General features: G+C 70.2%; 21 protein-coding genes and 1 pseudogene. 15 read left to right on the plus strand and 7 right to left on the minus strand.

Going from position 1 to position 24,289, the window contains the following annotated elements:
- From A5624_RS22340 to A5624_RS22355, 4 genes are all read left to right on the plus strand, one after another.
- Nucleotides 1-1,603: CoA transferase (locus tag A5624_RS22340; protein WP_066871267.1), on the plus strand; the 1,603-nt coding region annotated here is incomplete at its 5' end.
- Between the two features lie 43 nt (nucleotides 1,604-1,646).
- Nucleotides 1,647-2,555 carry an alpha/beta fold hydrolase gene (locus A5624_RS22345; protein ID WP_066871216.1) on the plus strand — a complete coding sequence of 303 codons (909 nt, stop codon included), beginning with the start codon at nucleotides 1,647-1,649 and terminating at the stop codon, nucleotides 2,553-2,555.
- A gap of 28 nt (nucleotides 2,556-2,583) precedes the next feature.
- Nucleotides 2,584-3,999 carry an acyl-CoA synthetase gene (locus tag A5624_RS22350; RefSeq protein ID WP_066871219.1) on the plus strand — a complete coding sequence of 472 codons (1,416 nt, stop codon included), beginning with the start codon at nucleotides 2,584-2,586 and terminating at the stop codon, nucleotides 3,997-3,999.
- 191 nt (nucleotides 4,000-4,190) lie between these two features.
- Nucleotides 4,191-5,483, plus strand: coding sequence for an MFS transporter (locus tag A5624_RS22355; RefSeq protein WP_066871270.1), 1,293 nt, complete (start codon nucleotides 4,191-4,193; stop codon nucleotides 5,481-5,483).
- Between the two features lie 7 nt (nucleotides 5,484-5,490).
- Here A5624_RS22355 and dapD read toward each other — a convergent pair whose 3' ends face one another.
- On the minus strand, nucleotides 5,491-6,444 hold the full coding sequence (gene dapD / locus A5624_RS22360; RefSeq protein ID WP_066871222.1) for a 2,3,4,5-tetrahydropyridine-2,6-dicarboxylate N-succinyltransferase: 954 nt from the start codon (nucleotides 6,442-6,444) through the stop codon (nucleotides 5,491-5,493).
- 290 nt (nucleotides 6,445-6,734) lie between these two features.
- Between dapD and A5624_RS29355 the strand changes: the two genes are divergently transcribed.
- The 3 genes from A5624_RS29355 to dapE are packed head-to-tail and all read left to right on the plus strand — an operon-like array spanning nucleotide 6,735 to nucleotide 9,850.
- The gene (locus A5624_RS29355; protein ID WP_066871225.1) at nucleotides 6,735-7,550 is read left to right on the plus strand and encodes a PE domain-containing protein; all 816 of its coding nucleotides are present in this window, start codon (nucleotides 6,735-6,737) and stop codon (nucleotides 7,548-7,550) included.
- A gap of 31 nt (nucleotides 7,551-7,581) precedes the next feature.
- On the plus strand, nucleotides 7,582-8,730 hold the full coding sequence (locus A5624_RS22370) for a PPE family protein (protein WP_066871227.1): 1,149 nt from the start codon (nucleotides 7,582-7,584) through the stop codon (nucleotides 8,728-8,730).
- A gap of 55 nt (nucleotides 8,731-8,785) precedes the next feature.
- Nucleotides 8,786-9,850 (plus strand): succinyl-diaminopimelate desuccinylase, encoded by a 1,065-nt coding sequence (gene dapE, locus A5624_RS22375; RefSeq protein WP_066871230.1) that lies wholly within the window; start codon nucleotides 8,786-8,788, stop codon nucleotides 9,848-9,850.
- On the opposite strand, the gene A5624_RS22380 is transcribed toward dapE, so the two are convergent.
- Nucleotides 9,847-11,973 carry an AAA family ATPase gene (locus A5624_RS22380; RefSeq protein ID WP_066871233.1) on the minus strand — a complete coding sequence of 709 codons (2,127 nt, stop codon included), beginning with the start codon at nucleotides 11,971-11,973 and terminating at the stop codon, nucleotides 9,847-9,849. The genes dapE and A5624_RS22380 overlap by 4 nt on opposite strands.
- Nucleotides 11,974-12,061: 88 nt before the next feature.
- Here A5624_RS22380 and A5624_RS22385 point away from each other — a divergent pair, with 88 nt between their 5' ends.
- From A5624_RS22385 to A5624_RS22415, 7 genes are all read left to right on the plus strand, one after another.
- Nucleotides 12,062-12,625, plus strand: a complete 564-nt coding sequence (locus tag A5624_RS22385) for a TIGR00730 family Rossman fold protein (RefSeq protein WP_066871236.1) — start codon at nucleotides 12,062-12,064, stop codon at nucleotides 12,623-12,625.
- A 73-nt stretch (nucleotides 12,626-12,698) separates the two neighbouring features.
- Nucleotides 12,699-14,477 carry a long-chain-acyl-CoA synthetase FadD6 gene (fadD6, locus tag A5624_RS22390; RefSeq protein WP_066871238.1) on the plus strand — a complete coding sequence of 593 codons (1,779 nt, stop codon included), beginning with the start codon at nucleotides 12,699-12,701 and terminating at the stop codon, nucleotides 14,475-14,477.
- A gap of 159 nt (nucleotides 14,478-14,636) precedes the next feature.
- Entirely contained in the window at nucleotides 14,637-15,461 is an 825-nt protein-coding gene (gene folP / locus A5624_RS22395; RefSeq protein WP_066871241.1) for a dihydropteroate synthase, read from the plus strand.
- Nucleotides 15,458-16,474 carry a glucosyl-3-phosphoglycerate synthase gene (locus tag A5624_RS22400; protein ID WP_066871244.1) on the plus strand — a complete coding sequence of 339 codons (1,017 nt, stop codon included), beginning with the start codon at nucleotides 15,458-15,460 and terminating at the stop codon, nucleotides 16,472-16,474. The genes folP and A5624_RS22400 overlap by 4 nt, the downstream gene beginning before the upstream one ends.
- A 58-nt stretch (nucleotides 16,475-16,532) precedes the next feature.
- The gene (locus tag A5624_RS22405; RefSeq protein ID WP_066871247.1) at nucleotides 16,533-16,883 is read left to right on the plus strand and encodes a DivIVA domain-containing protein; all 351 of its coding nucleotides are present in this window, start codon (nucleotides 16,533-16,535) and stop codon (nucleotides 16,881-16,883) included.
- Nucleotides 16,880-17,461 carry a DNA-3-methyladenine glycosylase I gene (locus A5624_RS22410; RefSeq protein WP_066871250.1) on the plus strand — a complete coding sequence of 194 codons (582 nt, stop codon included), beginning with the start codon at nucleotides 16,880-16,882 and terminating at the stop codon, nucleotides 17,459-17,461. Before A5624_RS22405 ends, A5624_RS22410 begins: the two co-directional genes overlap by 4 nt.
- A gap of 166 nt (nucleotides 17,462-17,627) precedes the next feature.
- Entirely contained in the window at nucleotides 17,628-17,801 is a 174-nt protein-coding gene (locus A5624_RS22415; protein ID WP_003878471.1) for a DUF3117 domain-containing protein, read from the plus strand.
- A 29-nt stretch (nucleotides 17,802-17,830) separates the two neighbouring features.
- On the opposite strand, the gene glgA is transcribed toward A5624_RS22415, so the two are convergent.
- Nucleotides 17,831-18,994, minus strand: coding sequence for a glycogen synthase (glgA, locus tag A5624_RS22420; RefSeq protein WP_066871254.1), 1,164 nt, complete (start codon nucleotides 18,992-18,994; stop codon nucleotides 17,831-17,833).
- 170 nt (nucleotides 18,995-19,164) lie between these two features.
- Here glgA and glgC point away from each other — a divergent pair, with 170 nt between their 5' ends.
- Entirely contained in the window at nucleotides 19,165-20,379 is a 1,215-nt protein-coding gene (gene glgC / locus A5624_RS22425) for a glucose-1-phosphate adenylyltransferase (protein ID WP_066871256.1), read from the plus strand.
- A 325-nt stretch (nucleotides 20,380-20,704) separates the two neighbouring features.
- Here the strand turns inward: glgC and A5624_RS22430 are convergent, their stop codons facing one another.
- The 4 genes and pseudogenes from A5624_RS22430 to A5624_RS22445 form a co-directional block, all read right to left on the minus strand.
- The gene (locus tag A5624_RS22430) at nucleotides 20,705-21,379 is read right to left on the minus strand and encodes an isoprenylcysteine carboxylmethyltransferase family protein (protein WP_066871259.1); all 675 of its coding nucleotides are present in this window, start codon (nucleotides 21,377-21,379) and stop codon (nucleotides 20,705-20,707) included.
- Nucleotides 21,380-21,386: 7 nt separating this feature from the next.
- Nucleotides 21,387-23,024, minus strand: coding sequence for an ABC transporter permease (locus A5624_RS22435; protein ID WP_156749137.1), 1,638 nt, complete (start codon nucleotides 23,022-23,024; stop codon nucleotides 21,387-21,389).
- A complete protein-coding gene (locus tag A5624_RS22440) occupies nucleotides 23,021-23,974 on the minus strand; it encodes an ABC transporter ATP-binding protein (RefSeq protein WP_066871265.1) in 954 nt (317 codons plus the stop codon). The genes A5624_RS22435 and A5624_RS22440 overlap by 4 nt, the downstream gene beginning before the upstream one ends.
- Nucleotides 23,964-24,284 (minus strand): annotated as a pseudogene (locus A5624_RS22445) (TetR/AcrR family transcriptional regulator); the annotation flags it as partial. The pseudogene A5624_RS22445 and the gene A5624_RS22440, both read right to left, overlap by 11 nt.
- Nucleotides 24,285-24,289: the final 5 nt, after the last annotated feature.

Raw genomic sequence — 24,289 nt, forward strand, 5'->3', positions numbered from 1 at the left:
GGCACCCATGCTGGGCGTCGTCCGGGCCGTCGACGGCTGGGTGGGCATCAACTGCCTGACCGGTCAGCACTGGCTCGACGTCTGCGCGATGCTCGGCCTGCCCGAGTTCGGCGAGCATCAGATCGCGATCATGTTGGGCGGGCCGGAGCGTGACGACTTCTTCGCCAAGGCCGAGCCGGTGCTGGCCGGCCAGACCGTCGCCGAGATCGTGGAACTCGCTCAAGCCCTGCGCATTCCGGCCGCACCGGTCAACGACGGCGCGACCGTGCTGGATTGTCCCCAGTACGCCGCGCGGGGGTTCTTCGTCGACACCGGGTCGTTTCGGCGCCCCGGGCCACCGTTCCGGTTGTCGAAAACCCCGGTGGCTCAACCCTGTCCGGCGCCGGTGGTGGGGACGCGGCCCGTGAGTTGGGCCGGCGACGGCCGGTCGCCGCGGCATGCGTCCGGGCCGCTGCCCTTCAGCGGTCTGCGGGTGCTGGATCTGACCACCTTCTGGGCCGGGGCGTATCTGACCTGCTACCTCGGGGCGTTCGGGGCCGACATCGTCAAGGTCGAATCGATCCAGCGGCCCGACGGGCACCGCTATTCGGGCGCCTTCGCCTACGAGGGCGACGACTGGTACGAGCGCAGCCCCATCTGGCAGGGCACCAACCTGAACAAGCGCGACCTCACGCTCGACCTGACCTCGCGGCCGGGCCTCGACATCGCCCGGCGGCTGGCCGCGCAGGCCGACGTCGTGGTGGAGAACTTCTCGCCGCGAGTCGTCGAGCAGTTCGGCCTCGACTACGACTCGCTGGTGTTGCTGAATCCCGACGTGATCGTCGTCCGGATGCCCGGATACGGCCTGCAGGGGCCGTGGCGCGACTATGTCGGCTGGGCGCTGAACTTCGAGCAGACGTCGGGCATGTCGGCGGTGACGGGATACGCCGAGGGGCCGCCGTGCAACCCGCAGGGCCCCGCCGACCCGATCGTCGGCGTGCATGCCGGGGTCGCGCTGCTGGCCGCGCTCGAGCACCGGCACCGCACCGGCACCGGCCAGCTCATCGAGATCGCGCAGATCGAGGTCGCCGCCGCGGTGACCGCCGAACCGGTGATCGAGTACTCGATGAACGGCGTGGTGCGCCCGCGCGAGGGCAACCGGCGGCGCGGCTACCTGCAGGGCGTCTACCCGACCGACGAGGACGACGTGTGGGTGGCGCTGTCCGTGCCCGATCAGCCGATCGATCATGACGCGTTCGACGAGCTCGTCGCCGCCTGGACTCGCACGCAGACCGCCGCGGCGATCGTCGAAACGCTGCAGGCGCAGGGCATCGCGGCCGAGCGGGTGATCACCGCAGACCTGATGTATGACCCCGAACTCATCGGGGCCCAGCTCGACGCCCGCGGCTATTACGAGGAGCTCGAGCACCCGATCACCGGTCGGCATCGCTATCCCGGCTGGCCGTTTCGCATCACGCCCGGACCGCAGCGCCACCATCGCACCGCCCCGCCGACGCTCGGCCAGCACAACGACGAGATCCTGCGCGAGCTGGGTCTGTCCGAGGCCGAGGTGGCCGACCTGCGCCACCAGCGGGTGATCGGCGAACGGGTGCTTAACGCCTAACCGGCCTTTTGTAAACCGCTCGTAACATGCCAAGCTGCTCGACATGGTCATCGAGATCGCCCGCCCCAAACTCGAAGGAAACGTCGCCGTCGGCGAAGACCGCCAGATCGGCTTCGCCGAGTTCGGCGACCCGCAGGGACGCGCGATGTTCTGGCTGCACGGGACCCCGGGCGCCCGCCGGCAGATTCCCACCGAGGCCCGCCTTTACGCCCAGCACCACCGGATCCGGCTGATCGGGCTGGACCGCCCCGGCATCGGCTCGTCGACCCCCCACCGGTATCGGAACATCCGGGCGTTCGCCGACGACCTGCGCACCATCGCGGACACGCTCGGCATCGACAAGATGGCGGTCATCGGGTTGTCCGGCGGCGGTCCGTACGCGCTCGCGTCCGCCGCGGCCCTGTCGGATCGCGTGGTCACGGCCGGGATCCTCGGCGGCGTCGCGCCGTTCCTGGGCGACGAGGGCATCACCAGCGGCCTGATGAACCTGGGCAAGCGGGCCGCACCGCTGCTCAAGCTGGGCGGCGACCCGCTGCGGATCGGCGCGAGCCTGCTGGTCCGCTCGATCCGCCCGGTCGCGAACATCGCCCTGTATCTGTACGCCGCGATCTCGCCCGAAGGCGACCGGCGCCTGCTCACCCGTCCGGAGTTCGGCGCGATGTTCCTCGACGACCTGCTCAACGGCAGCCGCAAGCAGCTGGCGGCCCCGTTCAACGACATCATCCTGTTCACCCAGGACTGGGGATTCCGGCTCGACGAGGTCAAAGTCCCGGTGCGCTGGTGGCACGGCGACAGCGACCACATCGTGCCGTTCGCGCATGGTCAGCACGTGGTGTCCCTGCTGCCCGACTGCGAACTCATCGTGCTGCCCGGCGAAAGCCATCTCGGCGGGCTGGGCCGCGGCGAGGAGATCCTGTCCACCCTGACGAAGATCTGGGACGAGAAGGGCTGACCTGCCCGGCGCCGGGTAGCCTGCTGACGTGCTACTGGCGTCCCTCGATCCCTCGGCCCTGACCGCCACCGATATCGCCGACGCGGTGCGCATCGAGGGTGCGGTGCTCAGCCGCAGCGATCTCGTCGGCGCCGCCACCTCGGTGGCCGAACGGGTCGGCGGCGCGGGCCGCGTCGCCATCCTGGCCGCGCCGACCGCCGCGACGGTGCTGGCGGTCACCGGCTGCCTGATCGCCGGGGTGCCCTTCGTGCCGGTGCCCGCCGACGTCGGCGCGGCAGAGCGCCGGCACATGCTCACCGACTCCGGGGTGCAGGCCTGGCTGGGGCCGGTGCCGGACGAGTCCGAGGGGCTGCCGCACATCCCGGTGCGCCTGCACGCCCGCTCCTGGCACCGCTACGCCGAGCCGTCGCCCGACGCCACCGCGATGATCATCTACACCTCGGGGACGACCGGGCTGCCCAAGGGTGTGGTGCTGAGCCGGCGGGCGATCGCGGCCGACCTCGACGCCCTGGCGCAGGCCTGGCAGTGGACCGCCGACGACGTCCTGGTGCACGGCTTGCCGCTGTTTCACGTGCACGGCCTGGTGCTGGGGCTGCTCGGATCGCTGCGGATCGGGAATCGCTTCATCCACACCGGCAAGCCGACACCGCAGGGCTACGCGCAGGCCGCTACCGAGCACGGCGGCACGCTGTTTTTCGGGGTGCCCACCGTGTGGTCGCGGGTGGGCGCCGACGAGACGGCCGCCCGGGCGCTGCGCCCGGCGCGGCTACTGGTCTCGGGAAGCGCGCCCCTGCCGGTTCCGGTGTTCGACCGGTTGGCCGGGCTCACCGGTCATCAGCCCATCGAACGCTACGGCGCCTCGGAATCACTGATCACGCTGTCCACCCGCGCCGACGGCGAGCGGCGCCCGGGCTGGGTGGGGCTGCCGCTGTCCGGTGTGCGGACCCGGGTGGTCGACGACGAGGGCGCGCTGGTGCCCCACGACGGGGAGACCGTCGGCAAGCTGCACGTGCGCGGGCCGATGATGTTCGACGGCTACCTCAACCAGCCGGACGCCACCGCCGAGGCGTTCGACGCCGACGGCTGGTATCGCACCGGCGACGTCGCGGTGATCGACGCCGAGGGGATGCACCGCATCGTCGGACGCGAGTCGGTAGACCTGATCAAATCCGGCGGCTACCGAATCGGCGCGGGCGAGATCGAGACGGTGCTGCTCGGGCATCCGGGTGTCGCCGAGGCGGCGGTCGTCGGGATGCCCGACGCGGATCTCGGTCAGCGCATCGTCGCGTTCGTCGTCGGGTCTGCCCCGGGCGATGAACTGATCGACTATGTCGCGCAAGAGCTTTCGGTGCACAAACGCCCGCGTGAGGTCCGCATCGTGGACGCGCTGCCGCGCAACGCCATGGGCAAGGTCCTCAAAAAGCGGCTGCTGACCGACGGCTGAGCGGCCGCTCAGCCGGCTGGGCGCCCGGTCCGCCGGGCACAAAGACACGCAGCAAGTTGCCAGCTTCAGCGCCGAGCGTCGTCGCGAAGCGTCACCTACCGTCGTATCCGTGTATCGATGCAACCGGACAATGCGCGGCCACCGTGGGTGAGCCCACCCGGTCCGTGGTCCCCGCCGCCGCGCCTACCACCATGCGCCGGATCGCGGCCGCCTGCCTGGTGGGCTCGGCGATCGAGTTCTACGACTTTCTGATCTACGGCACCGCGGCGGCACTGGTGTTTCCCACGGTGTTCTTCCCGGGCCTGGGCTCGACGGTGGCCACCATCGCCTCGATGGCGACGTTCGCGACGGCGTTCCTGTCTCGCCCGCTGGGTGCGGCCGTCTTCGGATACTTCGGCGACCGGCTGGGCCGGAAGAAGACGTTGGTGGCCACCCTGCTGATCATGGGCGCCTCGACCGTCAGCGTGGGCCTGGTGCCCAGCACGGCGTCGATCGGGATCGCCGCGCCCCTGATCCTCGTCGTCCTGCGGCTGTTCCAGGGGTTCGCCGTCGGCGGCGAATGGGCCGGGTCCGTCCTGCTCAGCGCCGAATACGCGCCCGCCGGCAAGCGCGGCTGGTACGGCATGTTCACCTCGCTCGGCGGTGGGACGGCGGGAATACTGGCCAGCCTGACGTTCCTGGCCGTCAGCCTCACCATGGGCGAGAGCAGCCCCGCCTTCATGCAGTGGGGATGGCGGGTGCCGTTCCTGATCAGCAGCGCGCTGATCGGCATCGCCCTCTATGTGCGGCTCAACATCGACGAAACCCCGCTGTTCGTGGAGGAGAAGGCCCGCAACCTGGTGCCCAAAGCGCCGCTGGCCGAGCTGATTCGGTTGCAGCGGCGTGAGATCGTGCTCGTCGCCGGCAGCTTCCTGGGCGGCATGGGGTTGGTCTACCTGGGCAACACCTTCCTGGTGATGTACGCCCACTCGCAGTTGGGCTACTCGCGCAGCTTCATCTGGGGCGTCGGCACGCTGGCCGGGCTGACGAGCATCGCGTTCGTGTCGTTCGGGGCATGGCTGTCCGATCGAGTCGGGCGCCGCCGGGTGATGCTGTGTGGCTTGGCGGCGTGTCTGCCGTGGTCGTTCGTGGTCATCCCGCTGATGGACACCGGCAATCCCGTCATGTACGCGGTCGCGGTGCTGGGCATGTTCGCCTGCGCGGCGGTGGCCAACGGCCCCACCGGCGCCTTCGTTCCCGAACTGTTCGCCACGCGCTACCGGTACAGCGGCGCGGCCGTGGCGATGAACCTGGCCGGCCTCCTCGGCGCCGCCGTGCCGCCGCTGCTGGCGGGCAGCCTGCTGGCCACCTACGGTAGCTGGGCGATCGGGCTCATGATGGCGACCCTCGTCGCGGCCAGTTTCGTGTCCGTCTACCTGCTGCCCGAAACCAGGGGGACCTCGCTTCGCGCGCCGACCGTCGAGAAGGTTCCCGTCGATCTGTAGGCGCGCGTCAGTTGGCGTGCAAGTCCTCGTTGAGGGCGATGCCCTGGCCGCCGCGGGCCACCACTTCGACCGCCCCGCTCACCGAATTGCGGCGGAACAACAGGTTGTTGCCGCCGGAGAACTCCAGGGCCTTCATTGTTTTGCCTTCGGGCGTAACGACTTTGGTGCCCGCGGTGACATACAGGCCCGCCTCGACGACGCAGTCGTCGCCCAGCGAGATGCCCAGGCCCGCGTTGGCGCCCAGCAGGCATCGCTTGCCGATCGAAATCACCTCGCTGCCACCGCCGGAGAGCGTGCCCATGATCGAGGCCCCGCCCCCGATGTCGGAGCCGTCGCCCACCACCACGCCCGCGGAGATGCGTCCCTCCACCATCGAGGCCCCCAGCGTGCCGGCGTTGTAGTTGACGAAGCCCTCGTGCATCACCGTGGTGCCCGGCGCCAGGTGGGCGCCGAGGCGCACCCGGTCGGCGTCGGCGATGCGCACCCCGGCCGGCAGCACGTAGTCGACCATCCGCGGGAACTTGTCGACGCCGTAGACCGTCACCGGTCCGTGGCGGCGTAGCCGGGCCCGGACCGCCTCGAATCCCTCGACGGCGCACGGCCCGCGATTAGTCCACACCACATTGGTCAATACCCCGAAGAAGCCGCCGGCGTTCAGTCCGTGCGGCGCCACCAGCCGGTGCGAGAGCAGATGCAATCGCAGGTAGGCGTCGTAGGCGTCGGCGGCCACGTCGTCCAGCGAGCCGATGACCGTGCGTACGGCAACGGTCTCGGTGCCGCGGTCGTCGTCGCGTCCGATCAGCGCGGTCAGCTCCGGGGGAATGTCGGACAGCGCCAGCCGCGACGTCGCGCTGGTGCCCGAATCGGTCAGTTCCGGTGCGGGAAACCACGTGTCGAGGATCGATCCGTCGGCGGCCAGCGTTGCCAGGCCTATCCCTTCGGCGCCTGCTGCTCTTGTCACGGCGGTCAGGTTACTTCGTGGGTCGCGCCCCGATCCGCCCGCCCCGCGGGGCGCCCGCCGCCGCGACGGCTTCCGGTATTCAAAGTCCCACCCGGGCAAGGCAATTGGTAACCGTCGGTGCAACGCGGGCGGTCGCGGCGGCCAGCCCCGCCGGTCCCCGCAGGTCAGCGGCGTGAATTTCGCCGTTTGGGGTACGTAGCTTCCGGGGTCCGCGGGTCGTTTCCCGGCCTTGTCGCGGGGCTTGTTGTCGCCGGTCGATAGCGGCCGCCTGATTGCCGGAGGAGAAAAACATGTCCTTTGTCACCACACGGCCCGAGGCGCTGCTCGCCGCGGCGAGCACCCTCGAAGGGCTCGGCTCGTCGATGGCCGCCCAGGATGCCGCGGCTGCGGCGCCTACCACCAGCATCGCTCCCGCGGCCGCCGACGAAGTGTCCGCGTTGCAGGCCGCGCAATTCTCGGCCTACGGCGCCTGGTACCAGCAAGTCAGCGCCCAGGCCAGGGCGATTGACCAGACGCTGGTCAACAACCTGGACAGCAACGCCGACTCCTATGGGACGACGGAATCCGCCAACCAGGTCAGCACCAGCGCCGCGGCGCTGCAGCAGTTTGCACCGGCCGCCGCGGCCGCCGACCCGCCGCCCGGGGACGCCGCCCTCGGCACCGAGATCGAATGGGGTCAAAACGTCGGCGCCGCCGCATCCGACTTCATCACCTTGGGCGAGGGACAATTCGCGCCCGTCCCCGGCGCGTCCGGGATCCCGAACTTGACCGGCGACGTCGGCACGGCAACCGCGGCGAGCGCGCCCGCCCCCGCCGGTCCCACGGGCATGGCTGCGGCGCCGGTGCTGGCGAGCGCCGGCCAAGGGCCCTCGATCGGCGCCTTATCGGTGCCACCCAGTTGGGCGGCAACCGGTGTCCCGGTGGCCAATCCGACCGCGGCGACGCTGACCGGCGCGGGTTTCACCAGCGCCGCGCCCCAGAGCACGTCAGTGACCACCGTTCCGGGCGGCGTGCCGTCGATGGCCACCTCCGGGCGCGGGGGCTACGGCCTGGGCGCCCCCCGCTACGGCGTCAAGCCCACCGTGCTGCCCACGCCGACCGTCTAGCACCCACCTAACTGAGAACAGGAGCACCGCAATGACTTTCGATTTCGGGGCACTCCCCCCAGAGGTCAACTCCCTGCGCATGTACACCGGCGCTGGGGCCGGGCCGATGATGGCCGCCGCGGCGGCGTTCAGCAGCCTCGCCGACGAACTGAGCACGACCGCCGCGGCCAGCCAGGCGGCGATCGCCAATCTCACCGGCGACGAGTGGATGGGCCCGTCGTCGATCGCAATGGTCACCGCCGCCCAGCCGTATGTGCAGTGGATGCACGCCACCGCCGGCCAGCTGCAGCAGGCCGCGGCCCAGGCCATGGCATCGGCGGCCGCCTACGAGGCGGCGTTCGCGATGACCGTGCCGCCGCCGCTGGTCGCCGCCAACCGGGCACAGCTGGCGGCCCTGGTCGCGACCAACGTCCTGGGGCAGAACACCGCGGCCATCGCGGCCACCGAGGCGCAGTACGGCGAGATGTGGGCCCAGGACGCCGCCGCGATGTATGCCTACGCCGCGTCGTCCGCCGCCGCGGCCCGGCTGAGCCCGTTGACCGAGCCGGCACCCACGAACAGCCCGGGCGGCCTGGGCGTGCAGACCGCGGCCACGGCCGCGCAGACGAGCGGGTTGCGCGGGGTCGTCTCCAACGTGCCCGACGCGGTGCAGTCGTTCGCCGCGCCGGCCGCATTGCCGGGCGCGGGCGCGGCCGGGAGCGCGCTGGACAGCGTGCTCGGCGACCCGGTCGTGTCCAACGTCGGCAACGCGGGTTTCGACGTGGTGTCCTGGAACGTGTTCAACACCATCGTGTCCAACATCCTCTACAACCACACCCTCGACGCGGCGGCGTCCGGCAGCGTGGCCGGCAGTGTGGGCGGTGCGGTCGGCAGCGGCGCCTTGGTGAGCGCCGCGGCGCCGGCCGGTGCCGCGGGCGTGGCTGCCGCACCGGTGCTGGCCAGCATGGGCGCGGCGACCCCGGTCGGCGGATTGTCGACCCCCGCCGCGTGGTCGGCGGCCACGCCACGAATCCCGGCCGAGACCGTCGCGGGCACGGGCTGGACCGCACCGGCCGAAGAGGCGCACACGGCGTGGGCGTCCGGCATGCCTGCCGTCGCCTCGGCGGGGCGGGGCGGTTACGGGATGGGGCCGCGCTACGGCGTCAAACCCAAGGTGATGCCCACGCGGTTGCTCGTCTAGCGCACGCGGTGTTCGGCGCCGTTCGCCATGAGCGGCGACGGATTATCGTTAGACCGTGCTGGACTTACGCGGAGACCCGGTCGCGCTGACCGCGGCGCTGGTCGACATCCCCAGCGAATCGCGGGACGAAGCCTGGCTGGCCGACGAGGTCGAGGCCGCGCTGCGAGCCCAGACGGCCGGGTTCGAGATCGTCCGCAACGGCAACGCCGTGCTGGCCCGCACCCACCATCAGCGGCCGTCGCGGGTACTGCTGGCCGGGCACCTCGACACCGTGCCGGTGGCCGCGAACCTGCCCAGCCGCCGGGAGGGCGGCGACCTGTACGGCTGCGGCACGGCGGACATGAAGTCCGGCGACGCGGTCTTCCTGCATCTCGCCGCCACCGTGGCCGACCCGGTGCACGATCTCACCCTGGTGATGTACGACTGCGAGGAAATCGAGGCCGCCGCAAACGGATTGGGCCGCATCGAACGCGAGCTGCCGGATTGGCTGTCCGCCGATGTGGCCATCCTGGGCGAGCCCACCGGCGGTTTCATCGAAGCCGGCTGCCAGGGCACCCTGCGCGTGGTGGTCAGCGCCACCGGAACCCGCGCCCATTCGGCGCGATCCTGGTTGGGAGACAACGCGATTCACAAGCTGGGCGCCGTGCTGGAACGGCTGGCCGCATACCAGGCCCGCAGCGTCGACATCGACGGCTGCGTCTACCGGGAGGGCCTGTCGGCCGTGCGCATCGACGGTGGTGTGGCGGGCAACGTCATCCCCGACGCGGCCGCGGTGACCGTCAATTTCCGGTTCGCCCCGGACCGGTCGCTGCCCGACGCACTGCAACACGTGCACGACGTGCTCGCCGGGCTGGACGTGCACATCGAACAGACCGACGCGGCGGCCGGCGCGCTGCCCGGGCTGTCCCAACCCGCCGCCAAGGCGTTGGTCGAGGCGGCCGGCGGCAACGTCCGGGCCAAGTACGGCTGGACCGACGTGGCGCGGTTCGCCGCACTGGGCATACCGGCGGTCAACTTCGGGCCCGGCGATCCCAACCTGGCGCACAAGCGTGACGAGCGGGTCGCGGTCGCCGACATCACCGCCGCGGTCGACGTGCTGCGCGCCTACCTGAGCGGCTAGGCGTTCCCGCCCCCGCATCGCTGCGCCTGCGCGGCGGCGTCGGCGGCGGCCGCGTGCATGCCGATCGACGTCAACTCGTCCGACACCGCCCGCAGCCCCCCGCCATCGCCGGCGGCCAGCGCGCGGGCGTGTGCCAGTGCCAGTCTGCCTGCGACACAGTCGATCTCGCCGCAGAGCCGGCCCAGGGGGTCGGCGGCCCGGACGTCGCCCAGCCGCACGGCCTCGTGCCAGACCCGCAACGCCACCCCCCGCTGCCCACCGCGTTCGGCCATCCGGGCGGCGTCGCGCGCGGCGGCCACCGCGCCGTGGGCGTCCCGCACCAGGGCCAGCCGCCACGCCCGCGCCACGCCGAGCTCGGGCGCGAACAACGCGGATTTGGTGCCGTGCCGGGATTCGGCCCTGCTCAACGCTTTCGCCGCCGCGGCGGTGTCGCCCTGCTGGGCCAGCGCGGTGGCCAGCAGCGTCAGCGAAAACGGCCCCCACGAATAACCGGTGCGCTCCAGGGTGGCGGCAGCCGGAGTCAATAACGCTGCTGCGGAGGCGAATTCGCCACCGGCCAGCAGCACATGCGCCAGCAGCACCTCGCCGATCGCGCGGCCCGGCTGTTGCAGCTCGGCGAAGTCGGTGAACTGCTGCGCGAGCAGGCGGGCCTGGTCGGGCCGGCCGGCCATCAGCAGCGCGGTGGTCTGTCCCAGCCCGATCGTGAAGCGCAGCAGCCCAGGGTGTTCGGCACCCAGCGCGCGCTGCGCCAGGGGCTCGACGTCGTCGAATCGGCCCTCACGCGCCGCGCATAACGCGGCCGCGCTGGCCGCCCAGGCCACCGCCTGGTCATCGGCCGACGGCGATGCGAGGACGTCGCCGGCCACCTTCACGGCGTGACCGACATTGCCGGCGTTCATCGCGAACGTCGCGCTGAGCGCGTCCAGGGTGGTGCGCGGGCCGGTATCGGTGACCCGATTGCGCACCGTCCGCAGGAACGCGGTGGCGCGCTCGGGTTCGCTCAGCATCCAGAACTGGTTCGCCGCCCGCAGCAGCGCCCAATCCATCAGCGCCGCTTCGGTCAGTGCGCTGGAGTCGACGTCGGCCAGCACCGAATCGGCCTCGCGACCACGGCCCTGCCATGCCAGGGCGTGGGCCAGCGCGAGCCGCGCCGCCAACCCGCCGGACCGCTGCAGGGCCGACCGGGCCAGTCGCTCGCCCAGCGCCAGGTCGCCCAGCCGCAGCGCCTGCTGTGCGGCGGCGGCGACGTCGGCGACCCGCGGGGGAGTGGCACTGTCCAGCGCCAGCGACACCAGCCGCAACCGGTCGCTGAGGTGCTCCGACGGCCGCTGGGACAGCAGCTCGACCACGTCGGTGCGTCGCTGTCGCGCGTCGTCGGGATCGAGCAGCGCCCGCGTCCGCTCGGCGAATAGCGGGTGGGCGGTGTAGACGACCGGGTCGTCGGAGGAGCCGCCGCGCTCGCGGGTCTCCGCCGCGCCCCACGCCACCGCGTCGGCCACCGCGCCGTCACCGGCGAGCTCGGTCAGATTGGTGACCGAGAGCGGCTCGGCGACGGCGAGGTACTCCAGCACCGACCGCGCCGCGGCGGGCAGCTCGGCGAGGAAGGTATCGATCTGCGCCGGGGCGCTCGCCCCGCCCGGCGGCTCGATGTCGAGCCGGGTGAGCAGGTCGTCACCCCACAGCGCCGCGATCGCCTCGGGAGCGGAGTCGGCGCGGGCGGTGACGATGAGCCGTCCGGCGCCGTCGCGCGCCAGCTGGTAGACGAGGGTGGCCGACAGCACGTCCAGGTGTTGGGCGTCGTCGACGACGAGCAGCAGGTCGTCACCGCCCAGCGATGCCCGGGCGGCCCGCAGCAGCGCGGCGGGCTTGCCGAGGTCGGTGATCTCCACCAGGTGGCTGAACGCCCCGAACGGGACCGCGCGTTCGGTGGGGGTGCCGGTGACCCAGCGGATGAGCGTGCTGGGATTGCGCTCGGCAAAACGCTCGGCGGCCACCCGGGCGAGGGTGGATTTGCCGACGCCGTCGGGGCCCACCACCACCGCTCCGCCGGCACCGCCGGCCAAGGCCGCATCGAGCCGCTCCGAGGCCGTCGCATGTTGGGGGACGTTCCATCGAATCGGCACCGCCGAATTTTATGGCGTGCGACCCGCGCGGCAGGGCGAAAGGCCCAGATATGACGGGTGTCGGGCGGTTGGTCTACCTTTAGCGGATATGCCCGGCGAACGCGATTCATCAGGCGAGTGGTCGGTGTGTGTGTACTGCGCATCCGGCCCGCAACACCCCGAATTGCTCGGCGTCGCTACGGAACTCGGCGAGGCGATCGCCGAGCGCGGCTGGACGCTGGTGTGGGGCGGCGGCCGGGTGTCGGCGATGGGTGCGGTCGCGACCGCGGCGCGCGCCCGCGGCGGCCGCACCGTCGGCGTCATCCCTAAAATCCTGATGCGCCGCGAGATCGCCGACGACGAAGCCGACCAGCTGATCGTCAGCGACACCATGCACGAGCGCAAGCAGGCCATGGAAGACCGTGCCGACGCATTCGTCGTCCTGCCGGGCGGCATCGGCACCCTCGACGAGTTGCTCGACGCATGGACGACGGCCTTCCTCGGCCTGCACGACAAACCCATCGTGCTGCTGGATCCCTTCGGCCACTACGAGGGGCTGTGGACCTGGCTGTGCGCGTTGCTGGACAGCGGTTACGTCTCCCAGGCGGCGATGGACCGACTGACGCTGGTCGACAAGGTGAGTGCGGCGCTGGAAGCGTGCGCGCCCGGCTGAGGCCGCCCCCGGTTTGCCACCCCTACTAGGCTGTCCGCCGAGCTTGACTTTGGAAACGAATCGAGGGGATCACGTGTCCGATCGTGACGGGGGAGCGCGCACGGCGGTCAAACTGACCGACGTCGCAATGCGGGCGCCGGCCGTGCTGGCCGACCTGCCGGTGATCGTGCGCGGCGCGATGACCGGGCTGCTGGCCCAGCCGGGCTCCAAGAAATCGATCGGCACGGTGTTCGCCGACCGGGCCGCCCGCTACGGCGACCGGATCTTCCTGCGCATGGGCGATCAGCAACTGACCTACCGCGACGCCAACGCCGCCGCCAACCGGTATGCCGCCGTGCTGGCCGCGCGGGGTGTCGGCCAAGGCGACGTCGTCGCCATCATGCTGCGCAACTCGCCCAACACCGTGCTGGCCATGCTGGCCGCGGTCAAATGCGGCGCGGTTGCCGGGATGCTCAACTACCACCAGCGCGGCGAGGTGCTCGCGCACAGCCTCGGCCTACTGGACGCCAAGGTGCTCATCGCCGAGGCCGACCTGGTCAGCGCGGTCGCCGAGTGCGGCGGCGCGGGCAGCACCGAGACGTTGACCGTCGAGGACCTGGAGCGGTTCGCGGTGAGCGCCCCGGCCACCAACCCGGCTTCGGCGTCGGCGGTGCATGCCAGGGACACCGCCTTCTACATCTTCACCTCGGGCACAACGGGTTTCCCCAAGGCCAGCGTCATGACACACCTGCGGTGGCTCAAGGCGCTCGCCGCGTTCGGCGGTATCGGGTTGCGGCTGAAGAGCTCCGACACCCTCTACTGCTGCCTGCCGCTGTACCACAACAACGCGCTGACGGTGGCGCTGTCGTCGGTCATCAACTCGGGGGCGACGCTGGCGCTGGGCAAGTCGTTCTCGGCGTCGAAGTTCTGGGACGAAGTGATCGCCAACGAGGCCACGGCGTTCATCTACATCGGCGAGGTGTGCCGGTACCTGCTCAACCAGCCGGCCAAGCCCACCGACCGCTCGCACAAGGTGCGGGTGATCGCCGGAAACGGCCTGCGCCCCGAGATCTGGGACGAGTTCACCAAGCGGTTCGGCATCGCCAGGGTGTGCGAGTTCTACGCCTCCAGCGAGGGCAACGCCGCGTTCATCAACGTCTTCAACGTGCCCCGCTCCACCGGCATCTTCCCCATGCCGCTGGCCTACGTCGAGTACGACCCCGACACCGGCGCCCCGCTGCGTGACGAGAACGGGCGGGTGCGTCGCGTGCCGGCCGGAGAGCCCGGTTTGTTGCTCAGCCCGGTCAACCGGCTGCAGCCCTTCGACGGCTACACCGACCCCGAGTCGAGCGAAAAGAAGTTGGTGCGCAACGCTTTTCGCGAGGGTGATTGCTGGTTCAACACGGGCGACGTGATGAGCCCGCAGGGTCTGGGGCACGCCGCGTTCGTCGACCGGCTCGGCGACACCTTCCGCTGGAAGGGCGAGAACGTGGCCACCACGCAGGTCGAGGCGGCGCTGGCGTCCGACGACTCCGTCGAGGACTGCACGGTGTTCGGCGTCGAGGTGCCGCGCACCGGCGGTCGCGCCGGGATGGCCGCGGTCAAGCTGCGCGGCGGCGCCGAGTTCGACGGGAAGTCGCTGGCCCGTGCCGTCTACGAGCAGCTACCGGTTTATGCGCTGCCGCTGTTCGTGCGGGTGGTGGAGTCGATCGAGCAGACCACGACGTTCAAGAGCCGCAAGGTGGAGCTGCGCGAACAGGCCTACGGGCCCGACGTCAAGGACCCGCTCTATGTGCTGGCCGGGCGCGACGAGGGCTACGTGCCGTTCTACGACGGGTACCCGGACGAGGTGGCCGAGGGCAAGCGCCCGTAAGCCGTCGGCGGTCCCCGGGCCGCACGCACGGCGGCGACCGGGCACCATGTACGTGTGCAACCGACATCGCCGGCGCCAGCCGGCCGATCGACACCGTCGGCGCCAGCCGGCCGATCGACTCTGTGCGGCCGCCCGGTCGCCGGCGATCGCGCGCTGATCATGGCGATCGTCAACCGCACCCCGGACTCGTTCTATGACCGGGGGGCGACGTTCAGCGACGAGGCCGCCAGGGCGGCGGTGCACCGGGCCGTCGCCGAGGGGGCCGATGTCATCGACGTCGGCGGCGTCAAGGCCGGCCCCGGTCAAGAGGTCGACGCCGACACCGAGATCGCCCGGCTGGTGCCGTTCATCGAGTGGCTACGCGACGCCTATCCGGACCAGCTGATCAGCGCCGACACCTGGCGCGCCGAGGTGGCCAAGGTGGCCTGTGCGGCCGGTGCGGACCTGATCAACGACACCTGGGGCGGCATCGACCCCGCGCTGCCGGAGGTGGCCGCGGAGTTCGGTGCCGGCCTGGTGTGTTCGCACACCGGCAACGCGCTGCCGCGCACCCGCCCGTTCCGGGTGAACTACGGGACCACCACCCGCGGCGTGGTCGACGACGTCATCGCCCAGGTCACCGCCGCCGCCGAGCGGGCGGTGGCGTGCGGCGTGGCCCGCGACCGGGTGCTGATCGACCCGACCCACGACTTCGGCAAGAACACGTTTCACGGGCTGCTGCTGTTGCGTCACGTGGGCGATCTCGTTAACACCGGGTGGCCCGTGCTGATGGCTTTGAGCAACAAGGACTTCGTCGGGGAGACTCTGGGTGTGGAATTGACCGAGCGGCTCGAGGGGACGTTGGCGGCCACCGCGCTCGCGGCCGCGGCCGGTGCGCGGATGTTTCGCGTCCACGAGGTCGCGGCCACCCGCCGGGTGCTGGAAATGGTGGCCTCGATCCAGGGCACGCGCCCCCCGACGCGCACGGTTAGGGGGCTGGCATGACGGCATCGGACCTGTTCGCCGGCGATCTGGCCAACGACAGGGTGCTCGCCGCCCGGCCCGGCGATGTGTGGTTGGCCAACGACAGGCGCAACCGCCCGAGCTGGACCATCGCCGAACTGGAGGCCGCGAAGGCCGGGCGGACCATCTCGGTGGTGCTGCCGGCCCTCGACGAGGAAGAGACCATCGCGTCGGTGATCGAGAGCATCTCGCCGCTGCTCCGGGATTCTGGAGGGCTGGTCGACGAGCTGATCGTGCTGGACTCCGGCTCCACCGACGACACCGAGATCCGGGCCGTCGCCGCCGGCGCACGCGTCGTCAGCCGCGAGCAGGCCCTGCCCGAGGTGCCGATACGCCCCGGAAAGGGCGAGGCGCTGTGGCGCTCGCTGGCGGCCACCAGCGGCGACATCGTGGTGTTCGTCGACTCCGACCTGATCAACCCGCACCCGATGTTCGTGCCGTGGCTGGTCGGCCCGCTGCTCACCGGCGACGGCGTTCACCTGGTCAAGAGCTTCTACCGCCGGCCGCTGCGGGGCAGCGAGCTCAGCGACGTGGGCGACGTCGGCGGCGACGTCAGCGCCACCGGCGGTGGGCGGGTCACCGAGCTGGTGGCCCGGCCGTTGCTCTCGGCGCTGCGGCCCGAGTTGGGGTCCATCCTGCAGCCGCTCGGCGGGGAGTACGCGGCCACCCGGGAACTGCTGACGTCGGTGCCGTTCGCGCCTGGCTACGGCGTGGAGATCGGCCTGCTGGTGGACACCTTCGACCGACTGGGTCTGGAGGCGATCGCCCAGGTCAATCTGGGGGTGCGGGCGCATCGCAACCGGCCCCTGGCCGAGTTGGGCGTGATGAGCCGCCAGATCATCGCCACCCTGCTCTCGCGCTGCGGTATCCCGGACTCCGGCGTCGGGCTGACCCAGTTCGTCGCCGACGGCCCCGAGGGGCACGGCTACACCCAGCGCACCTCGCCGGTGTCGCTGGCGGACCGGCCCCCGATGCAGGCGATCAGGCCCCGGTAGGCCCCGCGGGGTCACGCTGACCGCCGCCGTGTCGGTGGCATAGGGCAGTATCGATCCCGTGGCGTTGGTGTTGCTGTACCTGGTGGTTCTGGTGCTGGTGGCGATCGTCCTGTTCGGCGCGGCCAGCCTGTTGTTCGGTCGCGGCGAGCAGCTGCCGCCCCTGCCGCGCGGGACGACGGCCACCGTGCTGCCCGCGTTCGGGGTGACCGGCTCCGACGTCGACGCGGTCAAGTTCACCCAGGTGCTGCGCGGCTACAAGACCAGTGAAGTGGACTGGGTGCTGGACCGGCTCGCGCGGGAGCTCGAGGCGCTGCGCGGCCAGCTGGCCGCCGCGCCGGCCGCCGGGCAAGACGCCGAAAACCAATCCGGGGAACCCGACGACGGCGAGGATCGTCAGGACTCAGTGTGAGTGAAGACGAGCTGGTTCGCTGCAGTTGGGCGACCGTGCGGCCGGGACCCGATTTCGAGCTCTACCGCGACTACCACGATCGCGAATGGGGCCAACCGGTGCGCGACGGGATCGCGTTGTTCGAGCGGATGAGCCTGGAGGCGTTTCAAAGCGGCCTGTCCTGGCTGATCATTCTGCGGAAACGGGAGAATTTCCGGCGCGCGTTCGACCGGTTCGACATCTCCAAGGTCGCCGCATACACCGACGCCGACGTGCAGCGGCTGCTGGCGGATCAGGGAATCGTGCGCAACCGCGCCAAGATTGAGGCGACCATCGCCAACGCGCGTGCCGCCGCCGAACTGGGCACCGCGGCGGACCTGGCGGACCTGCTGTGGTCCTTCGCGCCGTCGCCGCGAAACCGGCCGGCCGACCCGTCCGAAATCCCCTCGGCCACTGACGAATCGAAGGCCATGGCGCGGGAACTCAAGCGGCGCGGGTTCCGTTTCGTCGGCCCGACCACCGCCTATGCGCTGATGCAGGCGACCGGGATGGTCGACGACCATATCCGCGGTTGCTGGGTGCCCGCAACAGCCCGCTGAGCACACAGATGCGGGTCTTTGTACAAGTGGTGACCTGGATAGGGAACAATGGGGGGGTGATAAGGCAGTTCGATGCCGGGCATGGCTTGAAGTTCGCTGGCGGGGCTTGCTCGGCGCCGACCAGGTCCGCACGGGCGGGCCAGCTCGAATCTGGAGGGAGTACTCGATGGCGGCGATGAAGCCCCGGACCGGAGACGGTCCTCTGGAAGCAACAAAGGAGGGGCGCGGCATCGTGATGCGGGTACCACTTGAGGGAGGCGGTCGACTGGTCGTCGAACTGACGCCGGACGAAGCCGCTGCCCTCGGTGACGAGCTCAAGGGCGTCACGAGCTCCAGCTAGAGCTTGCCGCCGAACGGATGTCGGCGGCGCTACGCACACACCTTCCGATAGATCTCCAGGGTCTGCTCGGCGACGTGGGCCCAGGAGAACTCCTCGACGCAGCGCTGGCGTCCTGCCTTGCCATAGCGCTGCGCTTTTTCGCGGTCGGCGATCAGCTCGTTGACCGCTGCGGCCAGTCCGGCCTGATAGCCCCGAGCGTCGTCGGGGTCGTAATGCACCAGCGTCCCGGTGATCCCGTCGGCGACCACCTCCGGGATTCCGCCGACGTCGGAGGCCACCACCGCGGTCGAGCAGGCCATCGCCTCCAGATTCACGATCCCCAACGGCTCGTACACCGACGGGCACACGAAAACCGATGCCGCCGACAAGATTTCGCGTAGCTCACCGATGGGTAGCATCTCGCGGATCCAGAACACCCCGGTGCGGCTGCGGGCCAGGCCGGCCACGGCGTCACGAATCTCCTCGGCGATCTCCGGGGTATCGGGGGCGCCGGCGCACAACACCACCTGCGCCTCCGGGCTGAACCGGTGGGCGGCCGCCACCAGGTGCGCCAGTCCCTTCTGCCGGGTGATCCGGCCCACGAACACCACGATGGGCCGGGCCGGGTCGACGCCCAGTTCGGCGAGCATCGATCCGGTTTGCACCGGCCCGGCCGGATACCAGACGTCGGTGTCGACGCCGTTGCGGATGACGTGCACGGCGCTGGGATCCAGTGCGGGATAGACGCGCAGCACGTCCTCGCGCATCGCGGTGCTGACCGCGATGACGGCATCGGCGGCCAGCACCGCGGTCTGCTCGACCCAGCTCGAGATGCGGTAGCCGCCACCGAGTTGCTCGGCCTTCCACGGGCGCAGCGGCTCGAGCGAATGCGCGGTCAGGACGTGCGGGACCCCGTACAGCAGCGCGGCCAGATGCCCGGCCATGCCGGTGTACCAGGTGTGCGAATGCACCACGCTGGCTTCCGATGCCGCGTTGGCCATCATCAAATCGGACGACAGGATCGACATCGCCGCGTTGGCGCCCTGCAGCCGGGGGTCGGGCTGGTGCACGTACGCGCCCGGGCGAGGCGTGCCCATGCAGTGCACGTCGACCGGGCACAGCCGGCGCAGCTGGGCGACGAGTTCGGTGACGTGTACCCCCGCGCCCCCGTAGACCTCCGGTGGGTACTCCCGCGTCATCATCGCCACCCGCATACCCGCACGGTAGTTCGCGAGCGAGGGCGGCCGCGAGTCGGGTTGGCCACAACGTCCGGGCGGTCTTCGGCGTGTGCGCGGCCAAATACCTTGACGGACAGCCGCACAGAACTCCGCCAATCGACCGTGCCCCCTGGCAGCCCTTGGCCACGGCCGATAGGTTTGACACCATGAGGGAAGCGCCACACGTGCTGGGCATCGTCCTGGCCGGCGGTGAGGGCAAGCGGCTGTATCCGCTGACCGCGGACCGCGCCAAGCCCGCCGTTCCCTTCGGGGGCGCCTATCGGCTGATCGACTTCGTCCTGTCCAATCTCGTCAACGCCCGGTATCTGCGCATCTGCGTTCTCACCCAGTACAAGTCGCATTCACTGGACCGTCACATCTCGCAGAACTGGCGGCTGTCCGGCCTGGCCGGTGAGTACATCACGCCGGTGCCCGCCCAGCAGCGCCTCGGCCCCCGCTGGTACACCGGCTCGGCCGACGCGATTTACCAGTCACTCAATCTGATCTATGACGAAGACCCCGACTACATAGTCGTTTTCGGCGCCGACCACGTGTACCGGATGGACCCCGAGCAGATGGTCCGGTTCCACATCGACAGCGGCGCCGGCGCGACGGTCGCCGGCATCCGCGTGCCGCGCGGCGAAGCCACCGCGTTCGGCTGCATCGACTCCGACGAGTCGGGCCGCATTCGCAACTTCGTGGAGAAGCCGTTGGATCCGCCGGGAACCCCGGACGACCCCGAGCAGACGTTCGTGTCGATGGGCAACTACATCTTCACCACCAAGGTGCTCATCGACGCGATCCGCGCCGACGCCGACGACGACCACTCCGATCACGACATGGGCGGCGACATCATCCCGCGTCTGGTCGCCGACGGGATGGCCGCCGTCTACGACTTCAACGACAACGAGGTGCCCGGGGCCACCGATCGAGACCGGGCCTACTGGCGTGACGTCGGAACGCTGGACGCCTTCTACGATGCGCACATGGACCTGGTGTCGGTGCACCCGGTGTTCAACCTGTACAACAAGCGCTGGCCGATCCGGGGCGAGTCGGAGAACCTGGCGCCGGCCAAGTTCGTCAACGGCGGTTCGGCGCAGGAGTCGGTGGTGGGTGCGGGCAGCATCATCTCGGCGGCCTCGGTGCGCAACTCGGTGCTGTCGTCCAATGTGGTGGTCGACGACGGCGCGATCGTGGAGGGCAGCGTGATCATGCCCGGCGCCCGGGTCGGCCGCGGCGCGGTGGTGCGCCACGCGATCCTGGACAAGAACGTCGTCGTCGGGCCGGGCGAGATGGTGGGCGTCGACCTGGAAAAGGACCGGGAGCGCTTCGCGATCAGCGCCGGCGGTGTGGTCGCGGTGGGCAAGGGCGTCTGGATCTAGCCCGGTATCTCCGGGACAGCCATAGGACCTTTCGAATCCGACGAACGCCGCATCGCCACTTTGCCAATCCCACGAAAAGGTTGGCGTCGGCACAGCCGCTGAGTTCGACCCCAGCCGGGTCACCATCGGGCCGGTCAGCTCGGTGTCCTGGAAAAGGGTCCAGATGAAAGATGCCGTGCCGCAACGCGTTTCGAAGCCCACGCGGCCGGGATCTGATGACGGCTCCGGGGCGTCAGCGTGCCGGCGCCGCCCGGATACATTGCGCGCCAACGGGTGCGGGCCGGCGGCCGTTCGGCTTACTACCCTAAACGGCCGGCCCGGGGAGCTACCAGAGGTGGGGCACCAGCCGGTACCGGACCCGCTCGGCGTATTCGGGGTAGCCGGGCAGTTCGCGGTTCAGCAACTTTTCTTCGTCGAAGATGCGCAGCGTGAGCACCAGGGTGCCGGGGATGACGAAGAGCAGTCCCCAGTAGGAGCCGAGCGCTAAGGGGATCCCGATCATCATGATCACATTTCCGACGTACATCGGGTGCCGCACGAATCTGTAGAGGCCGTGGGAGACCACCGTCTGGCCCGTTTCCACAGTGACCGTGGCGGCGGCATAACTGTTCTGGACGATCACCAGCATGGCGATGCCGAGCCCCGTCGCCACCAGCACGTCGCCGAGCACCGACAGCCAGGGCGGCACCGACGACCAGCCGAACCGATGATCGAGCGCGCTGAACACCATGGTCGCGAACAGGCCCGCGAACGAGCCGGTGATGATGAACTTCTGCGCCTTGCGGGGCTCGGCCCGCGGGCCCGCGCGCATGCGGCGCTGCAGGGCCGCCGGATTGGTCCGGCCCAGGTAAACGGTGGGGACGATGGTGGCCACCGTGAACACCGCGATGAAAAGCCAGGCCTGCCAATAGTGCAGCGTGCCCGCCGGCAGCAGCAGGATCAGGATCCACGAGAGGATGCCCCAGAGGGAGGTCGCCGTTACCCGGATTCCGGTCTTCATCGCGCTCCTAGCAGCGTAGATCGCGGCGCCGAAAAGCCGTGGCACCCAGAATCATCAACCCTACGTCGATGGCGAGTAGCCATAACAGGGGTACGACGGTGAAATCTGAGCCGATCCGCGGGATGTGTGCGAACGGTTCGGCGTCGAGCAACCATTGCGAGAACCCGGCCAGCGACCCGATCAGATACAGGGCGACGAAGCCGACCAGCACACCCCAGGCCGCCGGTGTCAGTCGCGGCGCGACGCCGAACAGGAAGGCCGTCACGGCCGACAACAGCCACACCGCGGGCAGTTGGACGGCGGCGCTGGCAACGACCATCGGCAGCTTGCCGGCGACATCGCCCGCCGCGACGCCGTAGACGACGCCCGCGGTGAGCCCGCTGGCCAGCATCGCCACCGCGGATCCGGCGAGCGCCGTCACCAAATGGCTTGCCAGCCAACGGGTTCGCGAGACGGCACCGGCAAGCACCGTTTCGGCTCGCTGACTCGACTCTTCCTGGTGTAACCGCAACGTCAGCGAAACGGCGAACGCGGCGGCCACCATGCCCATCATGGCGAACGCGACGGCGATGAACGCCTCCTCGAGCGCGCTGGTGCCGCCCATTCGTGCCACGATGTCGCGCGCTTCGCCACTGTCGCCCAGCTCGTCGCCGATGCCGTGCACCACGCTGCCGATCAGCAGGCCGTACAGACACAGGCCCACGGTCCATAACAGCAGCGCGGCGCGGTCCAGCCGCCACGTGAGCCCGAACGCATCGCCCAGCGTCGGTCCGGCCTCGGCGGGACCCGGGCGCTCCGCGATGAGCCCGGCGCCGACGTCACGGCCGGCCAGCAGCCGATACGCCAGCAGGGTCAGCGCGGCCGTCGTCACCAGGTGCAGCAGCAGCACCCACCACCGATCACCGGCATACGGCTTGACCAGCAGCGACCACCCCAGCGGGGACAGCCACGACAGCGTGCCGTCACCGGCGTCGCCCACGGCACGCAGGGTGAACGCGGTACCCAGCACGGCGAACGCGGCGCCGCGGGCGAACCGGGCGCTCGGCGAAAGCTGCGCGGCCACCGCCGCGACGGCGGTGAACACCAGGCCGGAGCAGGCCAGCGCCGCCCCGAAGGCCAGCGACCCGGCGGCCGGGACATCGGTGCTCAACAGCCCGGCCGCACCGATCGCCCCGGTGGCAACCGACGCTCCGAACGACAGCAGCAGCGCCGCGCTCAGGGCGGCGTAGCGGCCGATCGCGGTCGAGTCCACCAGCTCGGTCCGCCCGTTCTCCTCGTCGGCGCGCGTGTGCCGGATCACCGTGAGGATGACCGCCACCGCGATCAGCACGTGGAACATCCCGGCCTTCCAAATGCCCACGGCGCCAAGGCTGGCGTTGTAGACCTGGCCATACAGGGCGCGCTGGGCCGGGCTGGCCATGATGGCGGCCGCGAACCCGGCGCGATCCGACGCGGTGGGGTAGACCTTCTCGATGCTGCCGACGTACACGGTGGCCAGGGGCACTGACAGCAGCAACACCCACAGCGGCATCGAGATCCGGTCGCGGCGCAGGTAGAGGCGCAGCATCGAGAGCGTTCCGGAGAAGTGTGAACCACCACGTGGCGCGGGTGATGCCAACGGCCGGTCCAGCGTTGACGTGCTCATGACAGCGAAACCTTTGCCGCATCGCGTCCGTGCCGACCGTCGCCGCCCGACGTGTCGTAATGGCGCAGGAAAAGCTCCTCGAGGGTCGGCGGCTGGCTGACAAGACTGCGCACCCCGGCGTCGCCGAGCACGCGGATGAGCTCACCGAGGCTTTCGCTGTCGACCTGGGCGCGCAGCGTATTGCCCTCGACGCTGATGTCCTCGACGCCTTTGATCCGCCTGAGATCGCCCGGGTCGCCGGTCATCTCGGCCTTGATCGAGGTGCGGCTCAGGTGCCGCATCGAGCTCAGCGAACCGCTTTCGACGGTCTTGCCGGCCCGGATGATCGTCACCCGTTCGCACAACGCTTCCGTTTCGGCCAGGATGTGGCTGGACAACAACACCGTCGTGCCCCGGTCGCGGGCCTGGGCCACGCATTGCTGAAACACGTTCTCCATCAACGGGTCCAGGCCGCTGCTCGGCTCGTCGAGGAGCAGCAGCCTGGCATGGGACGAGAAGGCCGAAATCAGCGAGACCTTCTGGCGATTGCCCTTGGAGTAGGTGCGCGCCTTCTTGTGCGGGTCCAGGTCGAAGCGCTCGATCAACTCGGCGCGGCGCTTCTTGTCGATGCCACCCCGCATCCGGGCCAGCAGGTCGATAATCTCACCGCCGGTCAGCGACGGCCACAACGTCACATCGCCTGGCACGTAAGCGATGTGGCGATGCAGGGCGACGGCCTGTGTCCACGGGTCGCCGCCGAGCAGCCGCACACTGCCGCCGTCGGCTTTCACCAGGCCCAACAGGACGCGGATGGTCGTGGACTTCCCGGCGCCGTTGGGCCCGAGGAACCCGTGGACCTCTCCCTCCCGCACCGTGAGGTCCAGGCCGTCCAGCGCTCGAACCGCACCGAAATTCTTTGTCAGACCCCGGATCTCGATCGGTGCGAATCCGTCGGCGTTTTCAGTCGGCATCAGATCCTCCTTGATCTTCGGCGGCCAGGAATGCGTCGTACATGGTCCGGTCGGTCAGCAGGCCCTCGGTGTAGACCTCAAGCGCGGGCAGAATCATGTCGCGCGAGTAGTCGCGCAGCACTGCCCGCAAATCTGTTGGTGTTTCATGCATTTGGATGTAGAGGAGGAAGCCGCCGCCGCCGGTGATGGCCAAATACCTGGCCCGCCCCTTGGGGTCTCGGCTGGGTTTGATCGTCCCGGCGCGCACGCCCTCTGCCATGTATTCCTCGGCGTTGTCAATCATCCTGCGCCACAACATGTTCGCCAGGTCTCACA

The sequence above is a fragment of the Mycobacterium sp. 1482292.6 genome (genome assembly GCF_001672995.1).
In the GTDB taxonomy this organism is placed as follows: domain Bacteria; phylum Actinomycetota; class Actinomycetes; order Mycobacteriales; family Mycobacteriaceae; genus Mycobacterium; species Mycobacterium europaeum_A.